Genomic DNA, 21,110 nt, shown 5'->3' with positions numbered 1-21,110 from the left:
CCGGGGTCGTCGACCCTTGGTTCGACGAGAATCCCTTGTCTCGAGGGGCGTGGGCGTGGGGCGCGGACGGGCGCAGCGCGGGGCCGGGGCGCGGACGGGGACCGGGCGCGCCCGGACCGGGCCCAGGCCGGTCAGTCGGGGAGCGGCATCCCGCCGGCGCCCGGCTCGTCCTCCTCGGCGACCTGCGCGGCCTCCTCGGCGTCGAGCACGGGCTTCGCTGCGGCGATGTGCGAGATCGACCGCCACACCAGGGCGAGCGTGATCGCCGAGCCGGCGAAGGCGAACCACCACGGCGCCGTGAGGCCCCAGGCCTGCGCGAGGACGCCGCCGATGAACTGCCCGATCACGAGGCCGGCGAAGACGCCCACCATGTTGACCGACGCGATGCGCCCCTGCAGCTCGAGGGGGACCAGCCGCTGCCGGACGGTCGTCGAGATCGTGGCCCACACGAAGGCGTACAGGCCGAAGCCGAACATGATGACGAACGCGACCACGGGCGAGGTCGTGAGCGCGAAGCTCAAGTGCATCACCACCTCGAGCGACAGGCACACGCGCATGAGCGTCGCGAACGACACGCGCTTCTCGAGCCACCCGAAGCCGAAGACGGCGATGATGCCGCCCAGCGCCGACGCCGTCGTGAGCGCTCCGTACCCCACAGGCCCCATCCCGAGGTGTTCGGTCGCGTAGAGCACGAGCACGCCCCAGGGCGCGGCCCACGTGATGTTGAAGACCAGGATGATCAGGACGAGCGTGCGCACCGGCGCGTTGTGGCGGAGCCACCGCAGACCCGCGCGGATGGCGTGCGTCGTCGTCTCCCTGGACGATTCAGGATGCTGCGGCACCGGCGTCCGCGCGATGCGCGAGATGAGCAGCACGGCCAGCGACACGCACAGCACCTGCAGCAGGAACGGCCAGAACGAGCCGACCGCGAAGAGGAAGGCGCCCAGCGGCGGCCCCGCCAGCTGATTCGCCACGAGGTAGCCCGCCTGCATGCGGGCGTTCCCGATCCCGAGGTCGGCGGGCTTGACGAGCATCGGCAGGAGCGTGCTGCCGGCAGAGTCGGCGAACACCTCCGCGGTGCCGTAGAGGAACGACGTCGCGAGCACCATCCAGACGCTCGCCTGGCCGGTGACGAGGAACGCCACGAGGGCGAGCACGATCACGGCGCGGAGGCCATCCGCGATCATGACGAGCCGTCGGCGGTCGTGACGGTCGGCGACGGCGCCGGCGAGCAGCCCGAACAGCAGCCACGGGAGGAACTGCATCATCGCGCCGGCTGCGACGAGGATCGGCGACGGGGTGAGCGAGGCGATCAGGAGGGGCGCGGCGGCCAGTGCGATGCCGTCGCCCAGGTTGCTCGTCCATGACGAGGCGAGCAGCCACCGGAAGTCCCGTCCGAGACGACGCGGTGCGACGAGGTCGCCGAGGGAGGGCATCCGCCAATCCTACGAGGGCCCCCGGACACCGTGAGCGCGCGCTCGCCTCACGCGACCGCGCGCGGAATCAGACGGTGCCGGCTGCCCGCGCGTCCTTGCGGGTGAAGAGCGTCTCGGTCTGCTCGATGTCCATGCCTTTCGTCTCGGGCACGCGCCAGGCGACGTAGACGAAGGAGAGAGCGGCGAACAGGGCGTACATGCCGTAGGTGGCCGGCAGCGACCAGTCGCTCATCGCGGGGAAGCTCACCGTGATGAGGAAGTTCGCGATCCACTGCGCGCCGGCCGCGACGCCGAGCGCCTTGCCGCGGATGCGGCTCGGGAAGATCTCGCCGAGGAGCACCCAGACGAGCGGGCCCCACGACGCGCCGAAGCCGATCACGAACAGATTGGCCGCGACGAGGGCGATCGGCCCCCACGGCGCGGGGAGTGTCACGGCGCCCTCGGAGTCGGTCGTCGAGAAGAGGAACGCGATCGCCATCGCGCCCAGCGACAGCGTCATCATCACCGAGCCGGTGAGGAGGATGGGCTTTCGGCCGACGCGGTCGACCAGGAAGATCGCGACGAGCGTCACGAGCACGTTCGTGATCGAGGTGACGACGCTGATCGTGAACGAGTTGCTCTCGTCGAAGCCGACCGAGTTCCACAGGCTCGTCGAGTAGTAGAAGATCACGTTGATTCCGACGAACTGCTGGAACACCGACAGGATGATGCCGACCCACACGATCCGCTGAAGGCCCAGCACCGGGCCGCGGATCGACACGCCCGCGTTCTTGCGATCGGTCTCGATCGTCGTCTGCAGGTCTTTCATCGTCTGGTCGAGGTCGGCCGCCGGCACGAGGCGCTCGAAGATCGCTCGCGCCTCGTCGTACCGGCCCTTCGCGATGAGGTAGCGGGGAGACTCCGGAAGAGTGAAGGCCAGGATGCCGTACACGGCCGACGGGATCACGCCGACGAGGAACATCCACCGCCACGCTTCGAGCCCGAGCCACAGCACCTCGTCGGCGCCGCCCGCGGCGTTCTGCAGCAGCGCGTCGCTGAGCAATGCCGCGAAGATGCCGAGCGTGATCGCGAGCTGCTGGAGTGAGGCGAGACCGCCGCGGATCTGCCGCGGCGCGATCTCGGCGATGTAGGCGGGCGCGATGACGGAGGCGATGCCGATGCCGAGACCGCCGATGACCCGCCACAGCGCGAGGTCCCACACCGAGAAGGCGAGCCCCGCGCCGAGCGAGGAGATGAAGAACATCACGGCGCCCAGGAACATGACGCGCAGGCGCCCCCAGCGGTCGGAGAGGCTGCCGGCGACGATGGCGCCCACGGCGCAGCCGAGGAGCGCGATGGCGACGACGAACCCCGTGACGACGGCGTTGAGCCCGAAGTCCTGCTGTATCGAGTCGACGGCGCCGTTGATGACGGAGGAGTCGAAGCCGAAGAGGAATCCGCCGACCGCGGCCGCGACGGAGAGGCCGACCGCGCGGCGGCCGTAGGGGCTGCGGAACGAGAACGCGTCCGCCGGAATCGAGCCCGTAGTGTTCATAGCCCGACGCTAGCGGCGCGGCGGAGCCCGGTCGAGTCAGCCACGCTGGACCGTGGCTACTGTAATGAGCATGCCCGTCAGTCTCCTCGGTGCCGCCGAGATCCGCGCCCTCGCGGCCGAGCTCGATGTCACGCCCACCAAGAAGCTGGGTCAGAACTTCGTCGTCGACGCCAACTCCGTCCGCAAGATCGTCCACGTCGCGCGCGTCGAGCCGGGCGACCGCGTCGTCGAGGTCGGGCCGGGACTCGGGTCGCTCACCCTCGCGATCCTCGAGGCCGGGGCATCCGTCACCGCCGTCGAGATCGACCACCGACTCGCCGAGAAGCTCCCCGCGACCGCGGCCGCCCACGGCGTGCCCGACGGCGCCCTCACCGTCGTGGACGCCGACGCCCTGCGGGTCACCGAGCTGCCCGGCGACCCGACGGTGCTCGTGGCGAACCTGCCGTACAACGTCAGCGTGCCGGTGCTCCTGCACTTCCTCGAGACCTTCCCTCACCTGGACCGCGGAGTCGTCATGGTGCAGGCCGAGGTGGGGGAGCGCCTCGCCGCCCCGCCGGGCTCCAAGGTCTACGGCGCCCCGAGCGTCAAGGCCGCGTGGTACGGCCCGTGGCGCCTCGCGGGCACCGTCTCGCGGCAGGTGTTCTGGCCCGTGCCGAATGTCGACAGCGTCCTGGTGGCCTTCGAGCGCGACGCCACGCCGCGCGGCGACGAGGAGGAGCGGCGGCGGACGTTCGCGATCGTGGATGCCGCGTTCCAGCAGCGCCGCAAGATGCTGCGGCAGGCGCTGTCCGCCGTGCTGGGCGGCTCGGCGGCCGAGGCATCCGCGGTCCTGGAGAAGGCCGGCGTCGCACCGACTGCACGCGGCGAGCAGCTCTCGATCGAGGACTTCGTCCGCATCGCGCGCGTCTGAGCGTTCATGATGGGTTCGCCCGACATTCCCGATATGTACCCGGGTTGCGCCGAATCGTGCGGGTAGCATTTCGCGCAACGTCGACCTACGGCGTCCGCGGAGATGCCTCCGCGCCCGACGGAAGAGAAGGCGATGCGCACCGCGGAGTATCCGGCGCCCGAGCGGATCCTGCTACACCTCAGTGACACGCACCTGCGTGCCGCGGGATCCCGATTGTTCGACCGGGTCGATTCGACGGACCGCCTCTCGCGCGCGCTCGCCGCGATCGAGGCATCCGGTGTCCGCCCCGATGCGCTCGTCTTCACGGGCGATCTCGCCGACCTCGGCGAGGCCGAGGCCTATGAGGCGATCCGCGAGCTCGTGGAGCCGTTCGCCGCCCGCCTCGACGCGCGCTTCTTCTGGGTCATGGGCAACCACGACGACCGCACCGCCCTGCGCGCGGAGCTGCTCGACCAGCCCTCGAGCGACCCGCTCGCGCCGTACGACCGCGTCGACGAGCTCGACGGTCTGCGGCTCGTGACGCTGGACTCGACCGTTCCGGGGGAGCACCACGGCGAGCTGCGCGACGCGCAGCTGGAATGGCTCCGCGACGTGCTCGCGACGCCGGCGCCCCTCGGGACGATCCTCGCGATGCACCACCCGCCGGTTCCGAGCGTGCTCCCGCTCGCGGCGAGCGTCGAGCTGCGCGATCAGTCTCGCCTGGCGGCGGTGCTCCGCGACGGCGACGTGCGCGCGATCATCGCGGGGCACCTGCACTACTCGACGTTCGCGACGTTCGCGGGGATCCCCGTGTCGGTCGCCTCGGCGACGTGCTACACGCAGGACCTCACGGTGCCGGTGGGCGGCTCGAGGCCGCAGGACGGCGCCCAGTCGTTCAACCTCGTGCACGTGTACGACCAGACCGTCGTCCACTCGGTCGTCCCCGTCGAGGCGCCGGTGCCGCTGGAGCACATCGATGCCCTCGAAGCGCGGCGCAGGCTCGTCCTCGCGGGCATCGAGCCGCCCGCGCCCCGCGTGCCGGCGGGAGTCGAGCCGCCCGCGTCCCGGATGCCCGCGACGTTCAGTGACGTGCGGAAGGATGCGCCGACCGAGCCGCTGCCTGTTCTTCGGTGAGCTCGGCGCGCTCCCACGGCGCCCGCACCGGGAACATCCTCTCGAGCGCGTCGCGCAGCGCCGCGACGCGGACCTCTTCGGGGATCTCGGTCTCGCCGCCGTCGTTGAGGCAGAACATGTCGACGTCGCGTCGTTCCGCGAGGGTCTCCATGCGCCGCAGCGACTTGGCCATCGTCGTCTGCACGTAGCGCACGCGAGGGCGGTGCGTCGCGATCGCGCGCCCCGTCATGAGCGCGTAGTAGTGGTACAGGCAGTTCGTCACCGAGATGTCGGTCGACGAGCGGAAGCGCGACGCGGCCGTGCGGGCGAAGTCCTCCGGGAAGGCTCGCTCGAGCTCCTCGACGACGCTGCGCCGCAGAGGGGCCGCGCAGTGCTCGAGATCGCGCACGATCGTGCGGCCGAAGCGCTCGCGCAGCAGATCGCGGTTGACGCGCAGGGCGTTGTCGTGACCGCTGCGGTGGCTTGCGGTCGGCCCCGCTCCGATCCGCACCTCGCACTCGACGAACTGGCTGATGCCGGCGGGCGTGAAGAACATCTCCGGTTCGACGGGGCGTCCGAAGAACATGTCGTCGTTGGAGTAGAGGAAATGCTCGGCGAGCCCCTCGATGCGGTGCAGCTGCGCTTCGACGGCGTGCGAGTTGTGGGTCGGGAGCACGGAGGGGTCGGCGAAGAACTCCTCGCTGCGCACGACCGTGACCCGAGGGTGCTCGAGCAGCCACGCCGGAGCGGGGGAGTCTGTCGCGATGAAGATGCGGCGCACCCACGGCGCGTACATGTGGACGCTCCGAAGCGCGTAGCGGAGCTCGTCGACGTGCCGGAAGCGCGCGGGGCCGTCGTCGCCCTCGCCCACGACGTAGCCGGCCATGCGCGCGGCGCGCTGGCGCTGGAACTCCGTCGACGAGCCGTCGACCCACGAGAAGACGATGTCGACCGGCTCGGTGAACTCGTCCGGAAGCGGGTCGAACATGCCGGCGATCGTGCGCCACGAGCGGCCATGCCGGGTGACCGTCTCGAACTCGATGTCTTCGGCCGCGGTCGTCTTGCGCAGGAGCACGTTCTCGGCGGGCGCCTCCACGGCGTCGTCGCCGAATCGCCAGAACTCCACCCGTGCCGCGAGCGACGAGCCGTACCGGAGGCCCCCCGAACGCGTGACGCGGGGGCGGTACACACGCCACGCCGACGGATCGGCGCCGGGTGCGGCGGCATCGACGGCGAGCGTGGCCTGGCCGCGGGGCTTCTTGACGTAGAGCGGCTCATGGCTTCCGAGCGTGCGGAGCGCCTCGAACGCGGCATCCCGAGCCGTCACGTCGACGACGAGCGCGGGGATCCGGCGGTCGTGGCGGATGAGGAGCACGTCGACGCCGGCGTTCTCGAGGGCCGACGCGACGAGGAGCAGGTCCTCCGTCTGGGCTTCGAGGGGAGCGGTGGAGTCGTGAACGAGATGAAGGATGCCGCGTTCCAGGACGACGTCGGGGCGGCCGAGCAGGCTCGACCAGGTGTGCTGCTCGATGGGCAGACCGGACAGCGGGGCGATGGCGGGCATCGCGGGCAGCGCAGACATGGCGTCCTCCTTTTCGGCGAGGGATGGACGTGGCGAGGGGCGAGGGCAGGGGTGAAGGGAGGCTTCACTGCCACCCTACGCACATGTTGTTACAGGACCGTTTCCCGGGCCACCCCTTGACATTCGGCGGGGGAGCCCTACGGCCGTCGGGCGTGTGCCACGCGCGTCCCCACGCGCGTCCCCACGCGCGTGGTCGCGCGTGCTTCGCGGGTGCTCCGCGTCGCCGCGCCGCGCCTCCGTCCGCGCGCTAGCCTCGAACAGTGACCGACCAATCGCGCTGCCGTTCCTGTGGGGACCACCACTCGTGACCGACGCCGCCGTCGCCGACCGCGTCCACGTCCGCGCTCCGGGGAAGATCAACCTCTTCTTCGAGGTGGGCGACGTGCAGGACGACGGGTACCACGACGTCGCGTCGGCGTACCAGGCCGTCTCGCTCTACGAGGACATGTGGGCGACACCCGCCGACGACTTCACGATCCGCGTGAGCGGCACGGTGGATGTCTCGGGTGTGCCCGCCGACGACCGCAACCTCGCGCTTCGCGCCGCGCGAATGCTCGCGCAGCGCGCAGGCTACGAGGGCGGCGTCCACCTCGAGATCGTCAAGCACGTGCCGGTCGCGGGAGGCATGGGGGGCGGGTCTGCGGATGCCGCGGCCGCGCTCGTCGCCTGCGATCTGCTGTGGGGCACCGACCTCGGCATGCAGGAGCTGCAGCGGCTGGCCGCGCGGCTCGGCGCCGACGTGCCCTTCGCGCTGATGGGCGGCACCGCGATCGGCACGGGCCGGGGCGATCAGCTGAGCCAGGCTCTCGCGAAGGGACGCTTCGACTGGGTGCTCCTGACGTCGGAGGACGAGGGCCTGTCGACCCCCGAGGTCTACTCCCACCTCGACCGCATGCGCGCCGACCGCGCGCCCGACATCGCTCCGCCGCGCCGCACTCCCGCCGTCGAGCCGGGAGTGCTCCAGGCGCTTCGGGCGGGGGATGCCGCGGCCCTCTCCGTGCGCGTGAGAAACGACCTGCAGCCGGCAGCCCTGTCGTTGCGTCCGGCCCTGCGCGAAGCGCTCGAGCTCGGAGAGCGCTCGGGCGCCCTGGCCGGGCTCGTCTCGGGCTCGGGCCCGACCCTCGCCTTCCTCGCCGAAGGCCCCGAGGCGGCGCTCGAACTGCAGGTCACGCTCGCGGCGGCCGGGTACCCGGCCCTGCATGTGCACGGACCGGTCGCCGGAGCGCGCGCGCTCTGAGCCGCGGCATCCGTCATCGATTCACCCGCTGACGACCCGTTCCCGCCCTCGATCCACCCGCCGACGACCCGTTTCCGCTCTCGATCCACCCGCCGACGACCCGTTTCCGCCCTCGATCCACCCGCCGCCCGCCGCTTCAGCCCCTTCCGTCCCCGACCTCTGGAGGAACGACATGTCGACCGATCTCGCCGCGCAGCAGCACGACGGCCCGATCGACGACGTCGCCCGTGCGGCGCTCGCCGAGCAGGGCCTCGACCTGCGGGTCGTCCCCAACACCGATCCGGAGGGCTTCCGCGCGTGGCATCAGGCCGTCGCGCGCGGGTTCCTCGACGGCGAGCGCAACGACGTCCAGCTCCAGTCGGGCTTCGACCGCCTCGGGCAGCGCCGGCTCGTCGGCGTGTTCGACGAGGCGGCTCCCGAGCCCGAGCGTCCCGTCGCGACCTTCGCCTCGTGGGTCACCGACCTGTCGGTCCCGGGCGGCGGCGGCATCCCGTCGGTCGCGATCAGCTCCGTGACGGTCGCCCCGACGCACCGGCGCCGCGGGATCCTCCGCTCGATGATGGCGGGGGAGCTCAGCCGCGCGGACGAGCTCGGCATCCCGGTCGCCGTCCTGACTGTCAGCGAGTCCGCGATCTACGGACGGTTCGGCTTCGCCCCCGGCGCGATGAGCGGGCACCTGCGCATCGACGTGCCCCGTGCGCACTGGACCGGGCCGAGACCCGACGGGCGCGTCGACTTCGTGTCGCGCGAGCGGTTCCGCGAGATCGCGCCGGAGCTGCACGACGCGGTGCGCCGGCGTTTCGCGGGCGAGATCGCGATGCCCGACGGCCACTGGGATCATTTCGCCGGGACGCGGCCCGATGCCGAGCACCCCGAGAAGCTCCGCGCCATCCAGTACGCCGACGCCGGCGGTGCCGTCCGCGGCGTCGCGCTGTACGCGTACCACGAGAACCACGACGACTTCGCCCGCTCGAAGGTGACGGTGCACCGGCTCATCTCGCAGACGTCCGACGCGTACGCGGCGCTGTGGCGGTTCCTCCTCGAGCTCGACCTCGTGGGCGAGCTCACCGCGTCGGAGCTCGCGATCGACGAGCCCGTGCTGTGGATGATCGCCGACCGCCGCGCCGCGACCCTCACCGTGCAGGACCACCAGTACGTGCGGCTGCTCGATGTGCCCGCCGCCCTCGCGGCGCGGCGCTACGCCGCTCCCGGCGAGCTCGCGCTCGAGGTGTCGGATCCGCTCGGATTCGGCGAGGGCCGATGGATGCTGCGGGTCGACGCCGACGGAACGGGCTCGGTGCGGCCGTGGGACGGCGCGGAGCCCGGCGTGCCGGGCGCGCCGGACGCGCGGAGCGGGCCGGACGTGCGGGACGCGCGGGACGCGGCGGTCGTGCGGGACGCACCTGTTGTGCCGGTCGTGCGGGACGCGCCGGTCGCGGCGATCGGGCGGGACGCGGCGGTCGTGTGGGACGCACCTGTTGTGCCGGTCGTGCGGCTGGGGGTCGCCGAGCTCGCCGCGCTCTACCTGGGGTCGGTCTCGCTCACGACGCTCGTCGCGGCTGGGCGGGTCGAGGCATCCGACCCCCTCGCGGCCGCTCGCATCTTCGCGTGGCCCGAGACGGCCCGCCTGAGCTTCTGGTACTGAGCCCGGACGACGCGCTGCGGGGCTGTCGCTCGGCTGGGCTTTGCTCGGCTCTTGCAACGTCGAGTACGTACGAAGTCGTCGAGACCACACGTTGTTCGCGCGGCGATCGTGTGTTCTCGGCGAGATCGTACGTACTCGTCGCGGCCGGTGGGGACGACTGCCGGGGCCGGGGCGGGGGAGGGGCGGGGGCGGGGAGACGGTGGGAGGGCGACGGCACCAGGACGGCTGCCGCGGGCGAGGTGCGGGGGAGGGGGACGGCACCAGGACGGCTGCCGCGGGCGAGGTGCGGGGAGGGGACGGCACCAGGACGGCTGCCGCGGCGAGGTGCGGGGAAGAGGGACGGATGCCGCGGCGCGGCATCCGCGCGGGTCAGGCCTCGAGCGACTCGCTGAGCTCGAGCCAGCGCTCCTCGAGCTCGCCGACCTCGTCGGTCAGCGCCGTGCGGCGGGTCTGCAGGTCGAGCAGGGCCTCGTAGTCGTCGTGACTGTCGGCCAGGCGCACGTCGATCGCGTCGAGGTCTCGCTGCAGGCGCTCCAGGCGGCGGTCGATCGCAGAGAGCTCCTTCTGCGCCGTACGGCGGTCGGCGCCGGAGAGGGCGTCGACGTGCGGCGTCGAGGGCGTCTGGCCGCCAGTGGGGCGCGGGGGCGCGGCATCCGCCTTCGCCTTCTGCACTTTGCGCAGGCGCAGGTATTCGTCGACTCCGCCCGGGAGGTGGCGGAGGTGGCCGTCGAAGAGGGCGTACTGCTGGTCGGTCACGCGTTCTATGAAGTAGCGGTCGTGCGAGACGACGATGAGCGTGCCGGGCCACGAGTCGAGGAGGTCTTCGAGTGCCGCGAGCATGTCGGTGTCGAGGTCGTTCGTGGGCTCGTCGAGGATGAGGACGTTCGGCTGCTCGAGGAGGATGAGCAGGAGCTGCAGACGGCGCTGCTGTCCGCCCGAGAGGTCTTTGACGGGGGTGGAGAGCTGTGCCGACTGGAAGCCCATGCGCTCCAGGAGCTGCCCCGGGGTGAGCTCTTGGGCCTTCGGTCCCATGCCGAACGTGTAGCTCGTGCGGAGCCGCTCGATGACGAGCCGCACCGGCTCGTCGAGGTGCTGCTCGAGCACGTCGAGGCGCTGCGTGAGCGTCGCGACCTGCACGGTCTTGCCGCGCTTGACGCGCCCCGAGGTCGGATCGACGGTGCCGGCGATGAGGCCGAGGAGCGTCGACTTGCCTGCACCGTTCACCCCGAGGATGCCGGTGCGCTCCCCGGGGGCGAGACGCCATTCGACGTCGCGGAGCACCCGCTTCTCGCCGCCCGTCTCGGCGGGGTACGCGACGGAGACGTCGAGGAGGTCGACGACGTCTTTGCCGAGGCGCGACACCGCGAGGGACTGCAGCGCGACCGGGTCGCGAAGCTCGGGCACGTCGGCGATGAGGGCATTGGCGGCGTCGATGCGGAACTTCGGCTTCGATGTGCGCGCCGGCGCGCCGCGCCGCAGCCACGCGAGCTCCTTGCGGGCGAGGTTCTGGCGCCGCGCCTCGATGGAGGCGGCCTGCCGGTCGCGTTCGACACGCTGGAGGATGTATGCCGCGTAGCCGCCGTCGAAGGGCTCGACGAGCCGGTCGTGCACTTCCCACGTCGTCGTGCAGACCTCGTCGAGGAACCACCGGTCGTGCGTCACGACCAGAAGAGCCCCCGCACCGCGGGACCAGCGGGACTTCAGGTGCTCGGCGAGCCAGGCGATGGCCTCGACGTCGAGGTGGTTGGTGGGCTCGTCGAGCGCGAGCACGTCCCAATCGCCGACGAGGAGCTTCGCGAGGGCGACGCGGCGGCGCTGGCCGCCCGAGAGCGGTACGACCGAGCCGTCCCAGTCGAGGTCGGCGAGGAGGCCCGCGATGACGTCGCGCACGCGGGATTCGCCTGCCCACTCGTGGGCGGCGGCGTCGCCGACGACGGCTTCGCGGATGGTGTGGCTGTCGTCGAGGGTGTCGCCCTGGTCGAGCACGCCCACGCGCACGCCGCCGCGCACCGTGACGCGGCCGCCGTCGGGGTCGAGGCGCCCGGCGAGCATCGCGAGCAGGCTCGACTTGCCGTCGCCGTTGCGGCCGACGATGCCGATGCGGTCGCCCTCGTCGACGCCGAGCGACACCGAGTCGAACACCTCTTTCGTCGGGAACTCGAGGTGGAGGGCTTCGGCGCCCAGGAGGTGCGCCATTACGGGGTCTCTTTCGTCGGGAACTCGAGGTGGAGCGCTTCGGCGCCCAGGAGGTGCGCCATTACGGGGTCTCTTTCGTCGGGAACTCGAGGTGGAGGGCTTCGGCGCCCAGGAGGTGCGCCATTACGGGGTCTCTTTCGTCGGGAACTCGAGGTGGAGGGCTTCGGCGCCCAGGAGGTGCGCCATTACGGGGTCTCTTTCGTCGGGAACTCGAGGTGGAGGGCTTCGGCGCCCAGGAGGTGCGCCATTACGGGGTCTCTTTCGTCGGGAACTCGAGGTGGAGGGCTTCGGCGCCCAGGAGGTGCGCGCGCGCCATCAGAGCGCGCCGCTCGTGTCGAACCCGAGGCTCAGCTTCCGCAGAAGACCCGCGATCCGCTCGCGGTCGCCGCGCGAGAGGCCGGCCAGCATCAGCGCCTCGGCGTCGACGAGTCGCGTGATCGCGGCATCCACTCTCGTGCGTCCGTCTTCGGTGAGGATCACGAGGATGCTGCGGCCGTCGTCCGGGTCCTGCTCGCGTCGCACGAGCCGGCGACCGACGAGCCGGTCGATGCGGTTGGTCATCGTGCCGCTCGAGACGAGGGTCTGCTGCAGGAGCTGCTTGGGGCTCAGCTGAAAGGGCTCGCCCGCGCGGCGGAGCGCCGAGAGCACATCCCATTCCCACGGCTCGAGGTCGCTGCGGCGGAAGGCGTCGCGGCGCGCGCGGTCGAGGTGTCGCGAGAGCCGGTCGACGCGCGAGAGCACCTCGAGCGGCGAGAAGTCGAGGTCGGGGCGCTGTGCGATCCACGCCTCGACGATCCGATCGACCTCGTCCGCCTCCTGTGCCATCCCTCCATTATCGAGCCGCGCGTGCCGCGCCCGTGCCCGCAGACCGCGCGCCCGTGCCCGCAGGCCGCGCGCCCGCGCCCGCAAGGCCGCGCGCCCGCCCCCGCGCAGTGCCCCGCATCGCCCGGTCGAGCCCCCGGCGCAGCCCGATCGACCCCCCACCGCGCCCCCGATCGACTGCCCGCCTCCGCGCGCCGCACCGCGGCGCGTCCCTGACCGCGTGCCGGGGCTGGCAGACTTGTCGAGGCTTCGGACGCCCGCGTCCGGGCCGGTCCGCCGTGGTGTAATGGCAGCACGACAGCCTTTGGAGCTGTGAGGTCTAGGTTCGAATCCTGGCGGCGGAGCATGTCAGAGACCATCGCCGACACCCCGCTCGCTGTCATCGTCCTCGCCGCCGGGCAGGGGACGCGGATGAAGTCCTCGCTCCCCAAGGTGCTGCACAGCATCGGCGGGCGCCCGCTCGTCGGCCACGTGCTCGCCACGGCCCGAAGCCTCGCACCCACGAGCATCCTCGTCGTCGTGCGCCACGAGCGCGACCTCGTCGCGTCCGCCGTGGCCGAGGCCGCGCCCGACGCGCTCGTCGTCGACCAGGACGAGGTGCCGGGCACGGGCCGCGCCGTCGAGATCGCGCTCGCGCAGCTCGGCGACTTCGCGGGCGACGTGCTGGTGCTGAGCGGCGACGTGCCCCTCCTCGACGGCGACTCCCTCGCCGCCCTCGTGAGCACACATCGCGGCTCCGGCGCCGCCGTCACGGTCATGAGCGCTGTCGTCGACGATGCGACCGGCTACGGCCGCGTCATCCGCGGGGCCTCCGGCGATCTCGAGCGCATCGTCGAGCAGAAGGATGCGACGGCGGACGAGGCATCGGTCACCGAGATCAATGTCGGCGTCTACGTCTTCCGCGCGCCCGAGCTGCGCACCCACATCGCGCGCATCGGCACCGCCAACGCGCAGGGCGAGAAGTACCTCACCGACGTCGTCGGGCTCCTGCACGACGCGAGCCTGCCCGTGGCGGTGTCGACGGCGGCGGATGCCTCGGCAGCCCTCGGCGTCAACGACCGCGTGCAGCTCTCCGAGGCGGCCCGCACGCTCAACGCCCGCACGGTGCGGGAGTGGCAGGTGGCCGGCGTCACGGTGCTCGACCCCGCGACGACGTGGATCGACGTCACCGCGACGCTCGCGCCCGATGTGACGATCCTCCCCAACACGCACATCCTCCGCGCGACGGTCGTCGGCGCCGGCGCCACGATCGGCCCCGACACGAGCCTCGTCGACTGCGAGGTGGGCGAGAACGCGGTCGTCCGGCGCAGCGACGCGACGCTGTCGGTCATCGGGGCCGGGGCGAACGTCGGCCCGTTCGCCTACCTCCGCCCCAACACCGTGCTCGGTGCGAAGGGCAAGATCGGCACCTTCGTCGAGACGAAGAACTCCACGATCGGCGACGGCAGCAAGGTTCCGCACCTCTCGTACATCGGCGACACGAACATCGGCCGCGGGGTCAACCTCGGAGCGGGAGCGATCACGGCGAACTACGACGACCTCACGAAGCACCGCACCGAGATCGGCGACGAGGTGCACACCGGTTCGCACAACGTCTTCGTCGCGCCCGTTAGGATCGGAGACGGTGCCAAGACCGGTGCCGGCGCAGTCATCCGCAAGGACGTGCCCGCCGGAGCCCTGGCATTGAGCGTCGCCCCTCAGCGCAACGTCGAGGGGTGGGTCGAGAAGAATCGACCGGGGACGGGCGCGGCGGAAGTCGCCGCCCGGGCTCGGTCCGCACAGGAAGCGGGCGATGGCGCGTAAGAAGAAGACGGTCGATCTCGACCGCGATAACGACATCGCTCCCGGCCTCGTCGCCAAGACGAAGAAGCGGCTCGTCGTCGCGTCCGGTCGCTCGCATCCGGCGCTCTCCGCCGACGTCGCGTCCTCCCTCGGCACCGAGCTCGTGCCGACGGAGTACCGCACCTTCGCGTCGGGCGAGATCCTGACGCGGTTCGAGGTGTCGATCCGCGGCTGCGACTTCTTCCTCATCCAGAGCTTCGGGCCTCCCGTCAACGAGTGGCTCATGGAGACGCTCATCATGCTCGACGCCGCCAAGCGCGCGTCGGCCAAGCGCATCACCGTCGTGGCCCCGTACTACCCGTACTCCCGTCAGGACAAGAAGGGCCGTGGCCGCGAGCCGATCAGCGCGCGCCTCGTCGCCGACCTGCTGCGCACGGCCGGTGCCGACCGCGTCATGAGCGTCGACCTGCACGCTGCGCAGATCCAGGGCTTCTTCGACGGCCCCGTCGACCATCTCTTCGCCAAGCCCGTGCTGCTGGAGTACTTCGAGCGCACGCTGACCGGCGAGGACCGCGCGAGGCTCACGGTGGTCTCGCCCGACACCGGCCGCGTCCGCGTCGCCGACACGTGGTCCGACAGCCTCGGTGCGCCGCTCGCGATCATCCACAAGCGCCGCGACCCGAACGTCGCCAACCAGGTGACGGTCAACGAGATCGTGGGCGCGGTGAGCGGCCGAGTCTGCCTCCTCGTCGACGACATGATCGACACCGGCGGCACGATCGTGAAGGCCGCCGAGGCGCTCAAGGCCAACGGTGCCGAGCGGGTCATCGTCGCTGCGACCCATGCGATCTTCAGCGACCCCGCCGTCCAGCGCCTGCAGAGCGCCGCGATCGACGAGGTCGTCGTGACCGACACGGTCCCGATCCCCGACGAGAAGCGGTTCCCGAGCCTCACGATCCTCCCGATCGCGCCGCTCCTGGCGCGCGCGATCCACGAGGTCTTCGAAGACGGTTCGGTCACCAGCATGTTCGACGGCGCGGCGTAGCCCGACCTGCCTTAGCCTGACCCTGTCGAAGGGGTCGTCATGACAGCACAGGTCACCGAGGCGGAGCTCGTCGTCGCACGGCCGTTCGCCCTCGAGGTCGATGAGGTCGTGCGCGAGCTGCACGCGGACCGCGCGGGATTGACGGCGACGGATGCCGAGGCCCGCCTCGCCGTCGCAGGGCGCAACGAGCTTCCCGAACCCGCGCGCAAGCCCGCGATCCTGAGGTTCCTCGCGCACTTCAACGACACGCTCATCTACATCCTGCTCGGCGCCGCGGTCATCAAGGCCGTCATGGGCGACTGGCTGGACTTCTGGGTCATCATGGCGGTCGCGATCATCAACGCCGTCGTCGGCTACATCCAGGAGGGCCGTGCTGAGCGGGCGCTCGCGGGGATCCGCGGGATGCTGTCGGCGGATGCCTCGGCCCGCCGCGACGGCGGCTGGATCACGGTGCCGGCGGCAGAGCTCGTGCCGGGCGATGTCGTCCGCCTCATGCCGGGCGACAAGGTGCCCGCCGACGTGCGGCTCTTCCAGGCCTTCCAGCTGCGCGTCGACGAATCGGCCCTCACCGGGGAATCCGTGCCGTCGTCGAAGCAGATCGACCCGGTCGCGCCCGACGCGGGGGTCGGCGACCGCAGCTCCATGGCGTTCTCGGGGACGATCGTGTCTGCGGGACAGGCGCGCGGGATCGTCACGGCGACCGGCGCCGACACCGAGATCGGCAAGATCCAGAGCCTCGCCGACGAGGCCGGCGCCCTCGCGACGCCGCTGACCAAACAGCTCGACGGCTTCGGCCGCGTCCTCACGGTCGTGATCCTGGGCATGGCCGCCGTGATGCTGCTCATCGGCAGGTTCCTCCACCAGATGCCGATCGACGATCTCGTCTCGGCGGCCATCGGCTTCGCCGTGGCGGCCATCCCCGAGGGCCTCCCGGCGCTCGTGACCATCACGCTGGCGATCGGCGTGCAGCAGATGGCCAGGCGCAACGCCATCACCCGCAAGCTCCCGGCCGTCGAGGCGCTCGGCTCGGTCACGACGGTGTGCTCCGACAAGACCGGCACCCTGACGAAGAACGAGATGACGGTGCGGCGCATCGTGACGCCTCTCGCCCCGTACGAGGTGACGGGGCTGGGGTACGACCCCGTGGGCGAGATCCGGCCCGTCGACGGCGCGCGGGCGCGCGGCGACCTCACCGCCGTGCTCGCCGTCGCCTCACTGTGCAACGACGCCCACGTCGTGCGCGATGCGGACGGGCGCTGGCAGCTCGTGGGGGAGCCGACGGAGGGCGCCCTCAAGGTCGTCGCGATGAAGGGCCGCCTCGATCCGGGGGCCGGCTCGCGGCTCGCGGTCATCCCCTTCGACTCCGCGAACAAGTTCATGGCGACTCTCAACCAGGGCGCGGACGGGTCGCGTGCCATCCTCGTCAAAGGCGCCCCCGACCGTCTGCTCGAGCGCTCCCTCACTCAGCGCGGCGAGGCGGGCGCCGAGCCCCTCGACGTCGTGCGGTGGGCGGCCGTGATCGACGAGCTGAGCGGCGAAGGGCTGCGCGTGCTCGCCGCTGCCCGCAAGCCCATCCGCTCCGACATCGAGACGATCGAGATCGACGACCTGCAGGACCTGGAGTTCCTCGGCGTCTGGGGGATCGTCGATCCGCCCCGCCCCGAGGCCGTCGAGGCGATCGCCGACTGCCACGCTGCCGGCATCGCGGTGAAGATGATCACGGGCGACCACGCGGGCACCGCCCTCGCGATCGGTCGGGAGATGGGCCTCGTGTCGGGCGACGATGTGCGCGTCCTCACCGGGACGGAGCTCGAAGCGCTCACGCAGGAGCAGCTCAAAGAGGTCGTGCGCGACGTCGACATCTACGCGCGGACGAGCCCCGAGCACAAGATCCGCATCGTCCGCGCCCTGCAGTCCCACGGCGAGGTCGTGGCGATGACGGGCGACGGCGTCAACGACGCGCCCGCGCTGACACGCGCCAACGTCGGCATCGCGATGGGCATCAAGGGCACCGAGGCGACGAAGGAGGCGGCGGAGTTCGTCCTCGCCGACGACAACTTCGCGACGATCCGCAGCGCCATCGCCGAGGGCCGGCGGATCTACGACAACCTCCGCAAGTCGATCGTCTTCCTCCTCCCCACCAACGGCGCGCAGTCCCTCGTCATCCTCATCGCGGTCGTCTTCGGACTCACTCTCCCGCTCACGTCGGTGCAGGTGCTGTGGGTCAACATGGTCACCGCCGTGACGCTCTCGCTCGCACTCGCCTATGAGCCGGCCGAGGTCGGGATCATGGCGCGCCCACCGCGCCGCACCGGCGGCTCGATCATCAGCGGCAGCGAGCTCGCCTTCGTCCTCATCGTCTCGGCCCTCATCGGCGGTGCCGCGATGGGGGTCTTCTACGGCGCCGCGGCAGCGGGCACCGACGTCGCGTACGCCCGCACGGAAGCCGTGCTCATGCTGGCGCTCGGGCAGCTCGCCTTCCTCCTCAATTGCCGCTTCATGTCGCGCTCGAGCATCACGGTCGACGTCTTCCGCGGCAACCGCGTGGTCTGGATCTCGGCGGCCGCCCTCATCTTCCTGCAGTTGCTCTTCACCTACCTGCCCGTGATGAACACGCTGTTCGAGTCGGAGCCGCTGGCCGCGGCATCCTGGATCGTCCCGATCGTCCTCTCGGTCGCGATCTTCTTCGCCGTCGAGATCCTCAAGGCCGTCTTCCGCCGTCGCTGAGCCGGATGCATTCATCTGCATTCGAAGGATCCTCATAGCGTGAACGGAATGGGCGGCTCGGTCGTGTCACTTAGCGTGGGAGGAGACCCCCCGCGACGCACGACTGAGAGGACCGCCATGATCCCCACCGCCGCCGTATCCCGCCCGCTCCGCGCGAGCGCCGCCGTCGTCGGCGTTGCGGGCATGCTCGCGCTGGCCGGCTGTGCGACGACGGGCACTGCACCCCGCGCCGACACCGCCGACGCGGGAACGACCGACACCGGCACGGGGGCCGGCGCCGACGCGCAGGCGTCCGACACCGACTCGGGCGCGACCTCCACCTACGTCGACGGCACATACACGGCCGAGGGGTCGTATGCGACGCCCGAATCCGTCGAGCAGATCAGTGTGACGGTGACCTTGAACAACGACGTCGTCACCGACGTCGAGGTGAGCGGGAATCCGACCAAGCGCGAATCGCAGGAGTATCAGGCCAAGTTCATCGGCGGCATCGCCGACGTCGTCGTCGGGCAGGACATCGACGCGCTCTCCGTCAGCCGGGTCGCGGGCTCGTCGCTCACGAGCGGTGGTTTCACCCAGGCCATCGAGCAGATCAAGGCCGAGGCTGCGGGCTGAGGGATGACCGGCGGCGCGGTCTGGAGATTCGACGCGATCGGCACGGTGTGGGAGGTCGAGACGCGGCATCCGCTCACCGACGCCGCCCGCGCGGAGGTCGCGGCCCGCATCGACGACTTCGACGCGGTGTGGTCGCGCTTCCGGCCCGACTCGGTCGTCTCGCGGCTCGCGTACGAGGGCGGTGCGATGCCCGCCCCGGCGGACGCCGTGGCCATGCTCGACGCCTACGCCGAGCTGTCCCGGGCGACGGAGGGTGCGGTCAATCCCCTCGTGGGGGAATCCCTCGCCCGCCGCGGCTACGACGCGACGTACTCGTTCGTCGATCGAGGTGCCGCGCCGGCCCCGGGCGAGTGGCGTGAGATCGTGCGGTGGTCCGACACCGCCCTCGAGGTGCGGACGCCGGCGCTCCTCGACGTCGGCGCGCTCGGGAAGGGCCGTCTCGTCGACCTCGTGGCCGAGACGCTCACCCCGTGGGCGGGTGACGGCCTCGTGGTCGACGCGGGCGGCGACCTCTTCGTGCGCGGCGCACCGCAGCGGGTGGGGCTCGAGCATCCCTACGATCCACGGCGAGCGATCGGGATCGTGGAGGTGACGGATGCCGCGCTCTGCGCGTCGGCGACGAACCGACGCGCGTGGGCCGACGGCCTGCACCATGTGCTCGACGCCCGGACGGGCGAACCGGTGCGCTCGATCGTCGCGACGTGGGCGATCGCTCCCACCGCGATGCGCGCCGACGCCGCCGCGACGGCGCTCTTCTTCGACGGCGGTCCGGCGCTGGCCCACGAATGGGGCGCGGAGTGGGTGCGGATGACGAGCGACGGCCGCGTCGAATGGTCGCCCGGCAGTGAGGCAGAGTTGTTCACGTGATCGGATCCCTCACAGCACTGTGGAACCGCGTGTTCGCGGTGCTCGGACGCGTCTCGATGTACCGGCTCGCCTTCCTCTGCCTCATGGCGCTGGCCGGCATCGCCCTGGTGGTGTCGTTCACGGGCCTCATCGCCCCGACGGCGCTCGAGCTGCTCGCGACGTTCGCCGTGCTCGCGGTCGTGTGCGGTGCGACGGATGCCGCGGCACAGTCGGTGCTGAAGCTCCCGTGGCGCATCGAGTCGTCGCTCATCACCGCCGGCATCCTCCTCTTCGTGCTGCGCCCGACGATCGACCTCGTCGCGCTCGCCGGGATCGCCGTCGCCGGGCTCGTGGCATCCCTCTCGAAGTACGTGCTCGCGTGGCGCGGGCGTCACATCTTCAACCCGGCCGCGGTCGGTGCGACGGCGCTCACCGTGCTGAGCATCTGGCTGCCGTCCCTCGGCGCCTCGTCGTGGTGGGTCGGCACGCCCGCGCTCGCCGGCCCCGTGCTCGTGCTGGGCCTCCTCGTGCTCCTGCGCACCGAGAAGGTGCGGGTCGTCACGGTCTTCCTCGTCATCGCCGTCGCGGTCGGCGTCGCGCGCGTGTCGTCGCTGTACCAGTCGCTCGGCACCCCGTTCGATGCGTGGGACGTGTTCTGGCAGATGCTGCTGTCGTCGCCGTTCCTCTTCCTCGGCGCCTTCATGCTGTCGGAGCCCCTGACGATGCCGCCACGGCGGTGGCAGCAGTTCACCGTCGCCGCTGTCGTGGGCGTTCTCGCGGGCTGGCCGATCGCCGTCGGAGAGGTAAGCCTCGGCCAGGAGCGGGCGCTCCTCATAGGGAACCTCGTCGCGTTCGCCTTCGCCTTCTCGCAGCGCTCGGCGGTCCGCCTGACCCTGCAGTCGCGAGACGAGCTCACTCCGACCGTCACGCAGCTGACCTTCCGCACGCACAGCCGCCTCGCGTTCACGCCGGGGCAGTACCTCGAGCTGGAGGTGCCGCACCGGCACCCCGACGCGCGCGGCACGCGCCGGGAGTTCAGCATCGCCTCGGCGCCGGAGGATCTCCCCGAGCTGCGCGTCGCGTTCCGCGAGGCGCAGGGCGCCGGGGCCAAGCCGCAGTCGTCGTACAAGAAGGCGCTGGCCGCGGTGCAGCCCGGCGGCGTCCTCGCCGTGACCGGCGTGTGGGGCGACTTCGTCCTCCCGAAGCGCTCGTCGAGCCCCATCCTCATGGTCGCGGCGGGCATCGGCGTGACGCCGTTCATCTCGCAGCTGCGCCACCAGCAGCTCGCCGGCGACGACCGCGACGTCGTCCTGGTGTACGTCGCGTCGGAGGCGTCGGAGCTCGCCTTCCGGGCCGAGCTCGAGGCATCCGGGGTCCCGGTCGTCGTCTTCACGCGCGACGAGCCGAAGGACCTGCCGCGCAACTGGGTGTGGGCACGCGGCGTGCGCCTCGACGCCGACGGCCTGCTGCGCGTGGTGCCCGACATCGCCGCCCGGCACGCGTACATCTCGGGGCCGTCGGGCCTCATCGCCGAGCTCGCGCCGGCGCTCGAGAAGGCCCGGTCGATCGCGACTGACGCGTTCTCGGGGTACTGATCCTTCGACGGATGCCGCGGGCCGGCGGCGCTCGTCGGCTGGCGGT

The 21,110-nt window shown here is 71.5% G+C and carries 15 protein-coding genes and 1 tRNA gene; 11 read left to right on the top strand and 5 right to left on the bottom strand.

The features are described 5' to 3' along the window. Window positions 1–131 precede the first annotated feature (131 nt). Complete coding sequence (locus ACSBPH_RS03890) at window positions 132–1,436, bottom strand: MFS transporter (RefSeq protein ID WP_442576294.1); 1,305 nt, start codon at window positions 1,434–1,436, stop codon at window positions 132–134. A gap of 67 nt (window positions 1,437–1,503) precedes the next feature. Beyond that, on the bottom strand, window positions 1,504–2,970 hold the full coding sequence (locus tag ACSBPH_RS03885) for a sugar porter family MFS transporter (RefSeq protein WP_442576293.1): 1,467 nt from the start codon (window positions 2,968–2,970) through the stop codon (window positions 1,504–1,506). A 70-nt stretch (window positions 2,971–3,040) separates the two neighbouring features. Between ACSBPH_RS03885 and rsmA the strand changes: the two genes are divergently transcribed. After that, window positions 3,041–3,880: a 16S rRNA (adenine(1518)-N(6)/adenine(1519)-N(6))-dimethyltransferase RsmA gene (gene rsmA, locus ACSBPH_RS03880; protein WP_442576292.1), complete on the top strand. Its 840-nt coding sequence runs from the start codon at window positions 3,041–3,043 to the stop codon at window positions 3,878–3,880. A gap of 132 nt (window positions 3,881–4,012) precedes the next feature. Next, window positions 4,013–4,993 (top strand): phosphodiesterase, encoded by a 981-nt coding sequence (locus ACSBPH_RS03875; RefSeq protein ID WP_442576291.1) that lies wholly within the window; start codon window positions 4,013–4,015, stop codon window positions 4,991–4,993. On the opposite strand, the gene ACSBPH_RS03870 is transcribed toward ACSBPH_RS03875, so the two are convergent. Beyond that, window positions 4,941–6,554: a stealth family protein gene (locus tag ACSBPH_RS03870; protein WP_442576290.1), complete on the bottom strand. Its 1,614-nt coding sequence runs from the start codon at window positions 6,552–6,554 to the stop codon at window positions 4,941–4,943. The genes ACSBPH_RS03875 and ACSBPH_RS03870 overlap by 53 nt on opposite strands. A 304-nt stretch (window positions 6,555–6,858) precedes the next feature. On the opposite strand from ACSBPH_RS03870, the gene ACSBPH_RS03865 reads away from it, so the two are divergent. Both ACSBPH_RS03865 and ACSBPH_RS03860 read left to right on the top strand, forming a co-directional pair. Then, entirely contained in the window at window positions 6,859–7,791 is a 933-nt protein-coding gene (locus ACSBPH_RS03865) for a 4-(cytidine 5'-diphospho)-2-C-methyl-D-erythritol kinase (RefSeq protein WP_442576289.1), read from the top strand. A 172-nt stretch (window positions 7,792–7,963) separates the two neighbouring features. Further along, window positions 7,964–9,436 carry a GNAT family N-acetyltransferase gene (locus ACSBPH_RS03860; RefSeq protein WP_442576288.1) on the top strand — a complete coding sequence of 491 codons (1,473 nt, stop codon included), beginning with the start codon at window positions 7,964–7,966 and terminating at the stop codon, window positions 9,434–9,436. A gap of 369 nt (window positions 9,437–9,805) precedes the next feature. On the opposite strand, the gene ACSBPH_RS03855 is transcribed toward ACSBPH_RS03860, so the two are convergent. Both ACSBPH_RS03855 and ACSBPH_RS03850 read right to left on the bottom strand, forming a co-directional pair. After that, window positions 9,806–11,632 (bottom strand): ABC-F family ATP-binding cassette domain-containing protein, encoded by a 1,827-nt coding sequence (locus ACSBPH_RS03855; protein ID WP_442576287.1) that lies wholly within the window; start codon window positions 11,630–11,632, stop codon window positions 9,806–9,808. 315 nt (window positions 11,633–11,947) lie between these two features. Then, a complete protein-coding gene (locus ACSBPH_RS03850) occupies window positions 11,948–12,457 on the bottom strand; it encodes a MarR family winged helix-turn-helix transcriptional regulator (RefSeq protein ID WP_442576286.1) in 510 nt (169 codons plus the stop codon). A gap of 269 nt (window positions 12,458–12,726) precedes the next feature. Here ACSBPH_RS03850 and ACSBPH_RS03845 point away from each other — a divergent pair. From ACSBPH_RS03845 to ACSBPH_RS03815, 7 genes are all read left to right on the top strand, one after another. Then, window positions 12,727–12,798 (top strand) — tRNA-Gln (locus ACSBPH_RS03845). 1 nt (window position 12,799) lies between these two features. Further along, window positions 12,800–14,257: a bifunctional UDP-N-acetylglucosamine diphosphorylase/glucosamine-1-phosphate N-acetyltransferase GlmU gene (gene glmU, locus ACSBPH_RS03840; protein ID WP_442576285.1), complete on the top strand. Its 1,458-nt coding sequence runs from the start codon at window positions 12,800–12,802 to the stop codon at window positions 14,255–14,257. After that, entirely contained in the window at window positions 14,247–15,281 is a 1,035-nt protein-coding gene (locus tag ACSBPH_RS03835) for a ribose-phosphate diphosphokinase (protein ID WP_442576284.1), read from the top strand. Before glmU ends, ACSBPH_RS03835 begins: the two co-directional genes overlap by 11 nt. 39 nt (window positions 15,282–15,320) lie before the next feature. Then, complete coding sequence (locus tag ACSBPH_RS03830) at window positions 15,321–18,008, top strand: HAD-IC family P-type ATPase (RefSeq protein WP_442576283.1); 2,688 nt, start codon at window positions 15,321–15,323, stop codon at window positions 18,006–18,008. Between the two features lie 117 nt (window positions 18,009–18,125). Further along, window positions 18,126–18,623 (top strand): FMN-binding protein, encoded by a 498-nt coding sequence (locus ACSBPH_RS03825; RefSeq protein WP_442576282.1) that lies wholly within the window; start codon window positions 18,126–18,128, stop codon window positions 18,621–18,623. Window positions 18,624–18,626: 3 nt separating this feature from the next. Next, entirely contained in the window at window positions 18,627–19,490 is an 864-nt protein-coding gene (locus tag ACSBPH_RS03820; RefSeq protein ID WP_442576281.1) for an FAD:protein FMN transferase, read from the top strand. Then, a complete protein-coding gene (locus ACSBPH_RS03815; RefSeq protein WP_442576280.1) occupies window positions 19,487–21,064 on the top strand; it encodes an FAD-dependent oxidoreductase in 1,578 nt (525 codons plus the stop codon). The genes ACSBPH_RS03820 and ACSBPH_RS03815 overlap by 4 nt, the downstream gene beginning before the upstream one ends. The last annotated feature ends 46 nt before the right edge of the window (window positions 21,065–21,110 follow it).

The organism is Microbacterium sp. F51-2R (genome assembly GCF_052180235.1).
In the GTDB taxonomy this organism is placed as follows: Bacteria; Actinomycetota; Actinomycetes; order Actinomycetales; family Microbacteriaceae; genus Microbacterium.
Note: the sequence above shows the minus strand (reverse complement) of the source record. Positions and strands in the feature narration are given on the sequence as shown.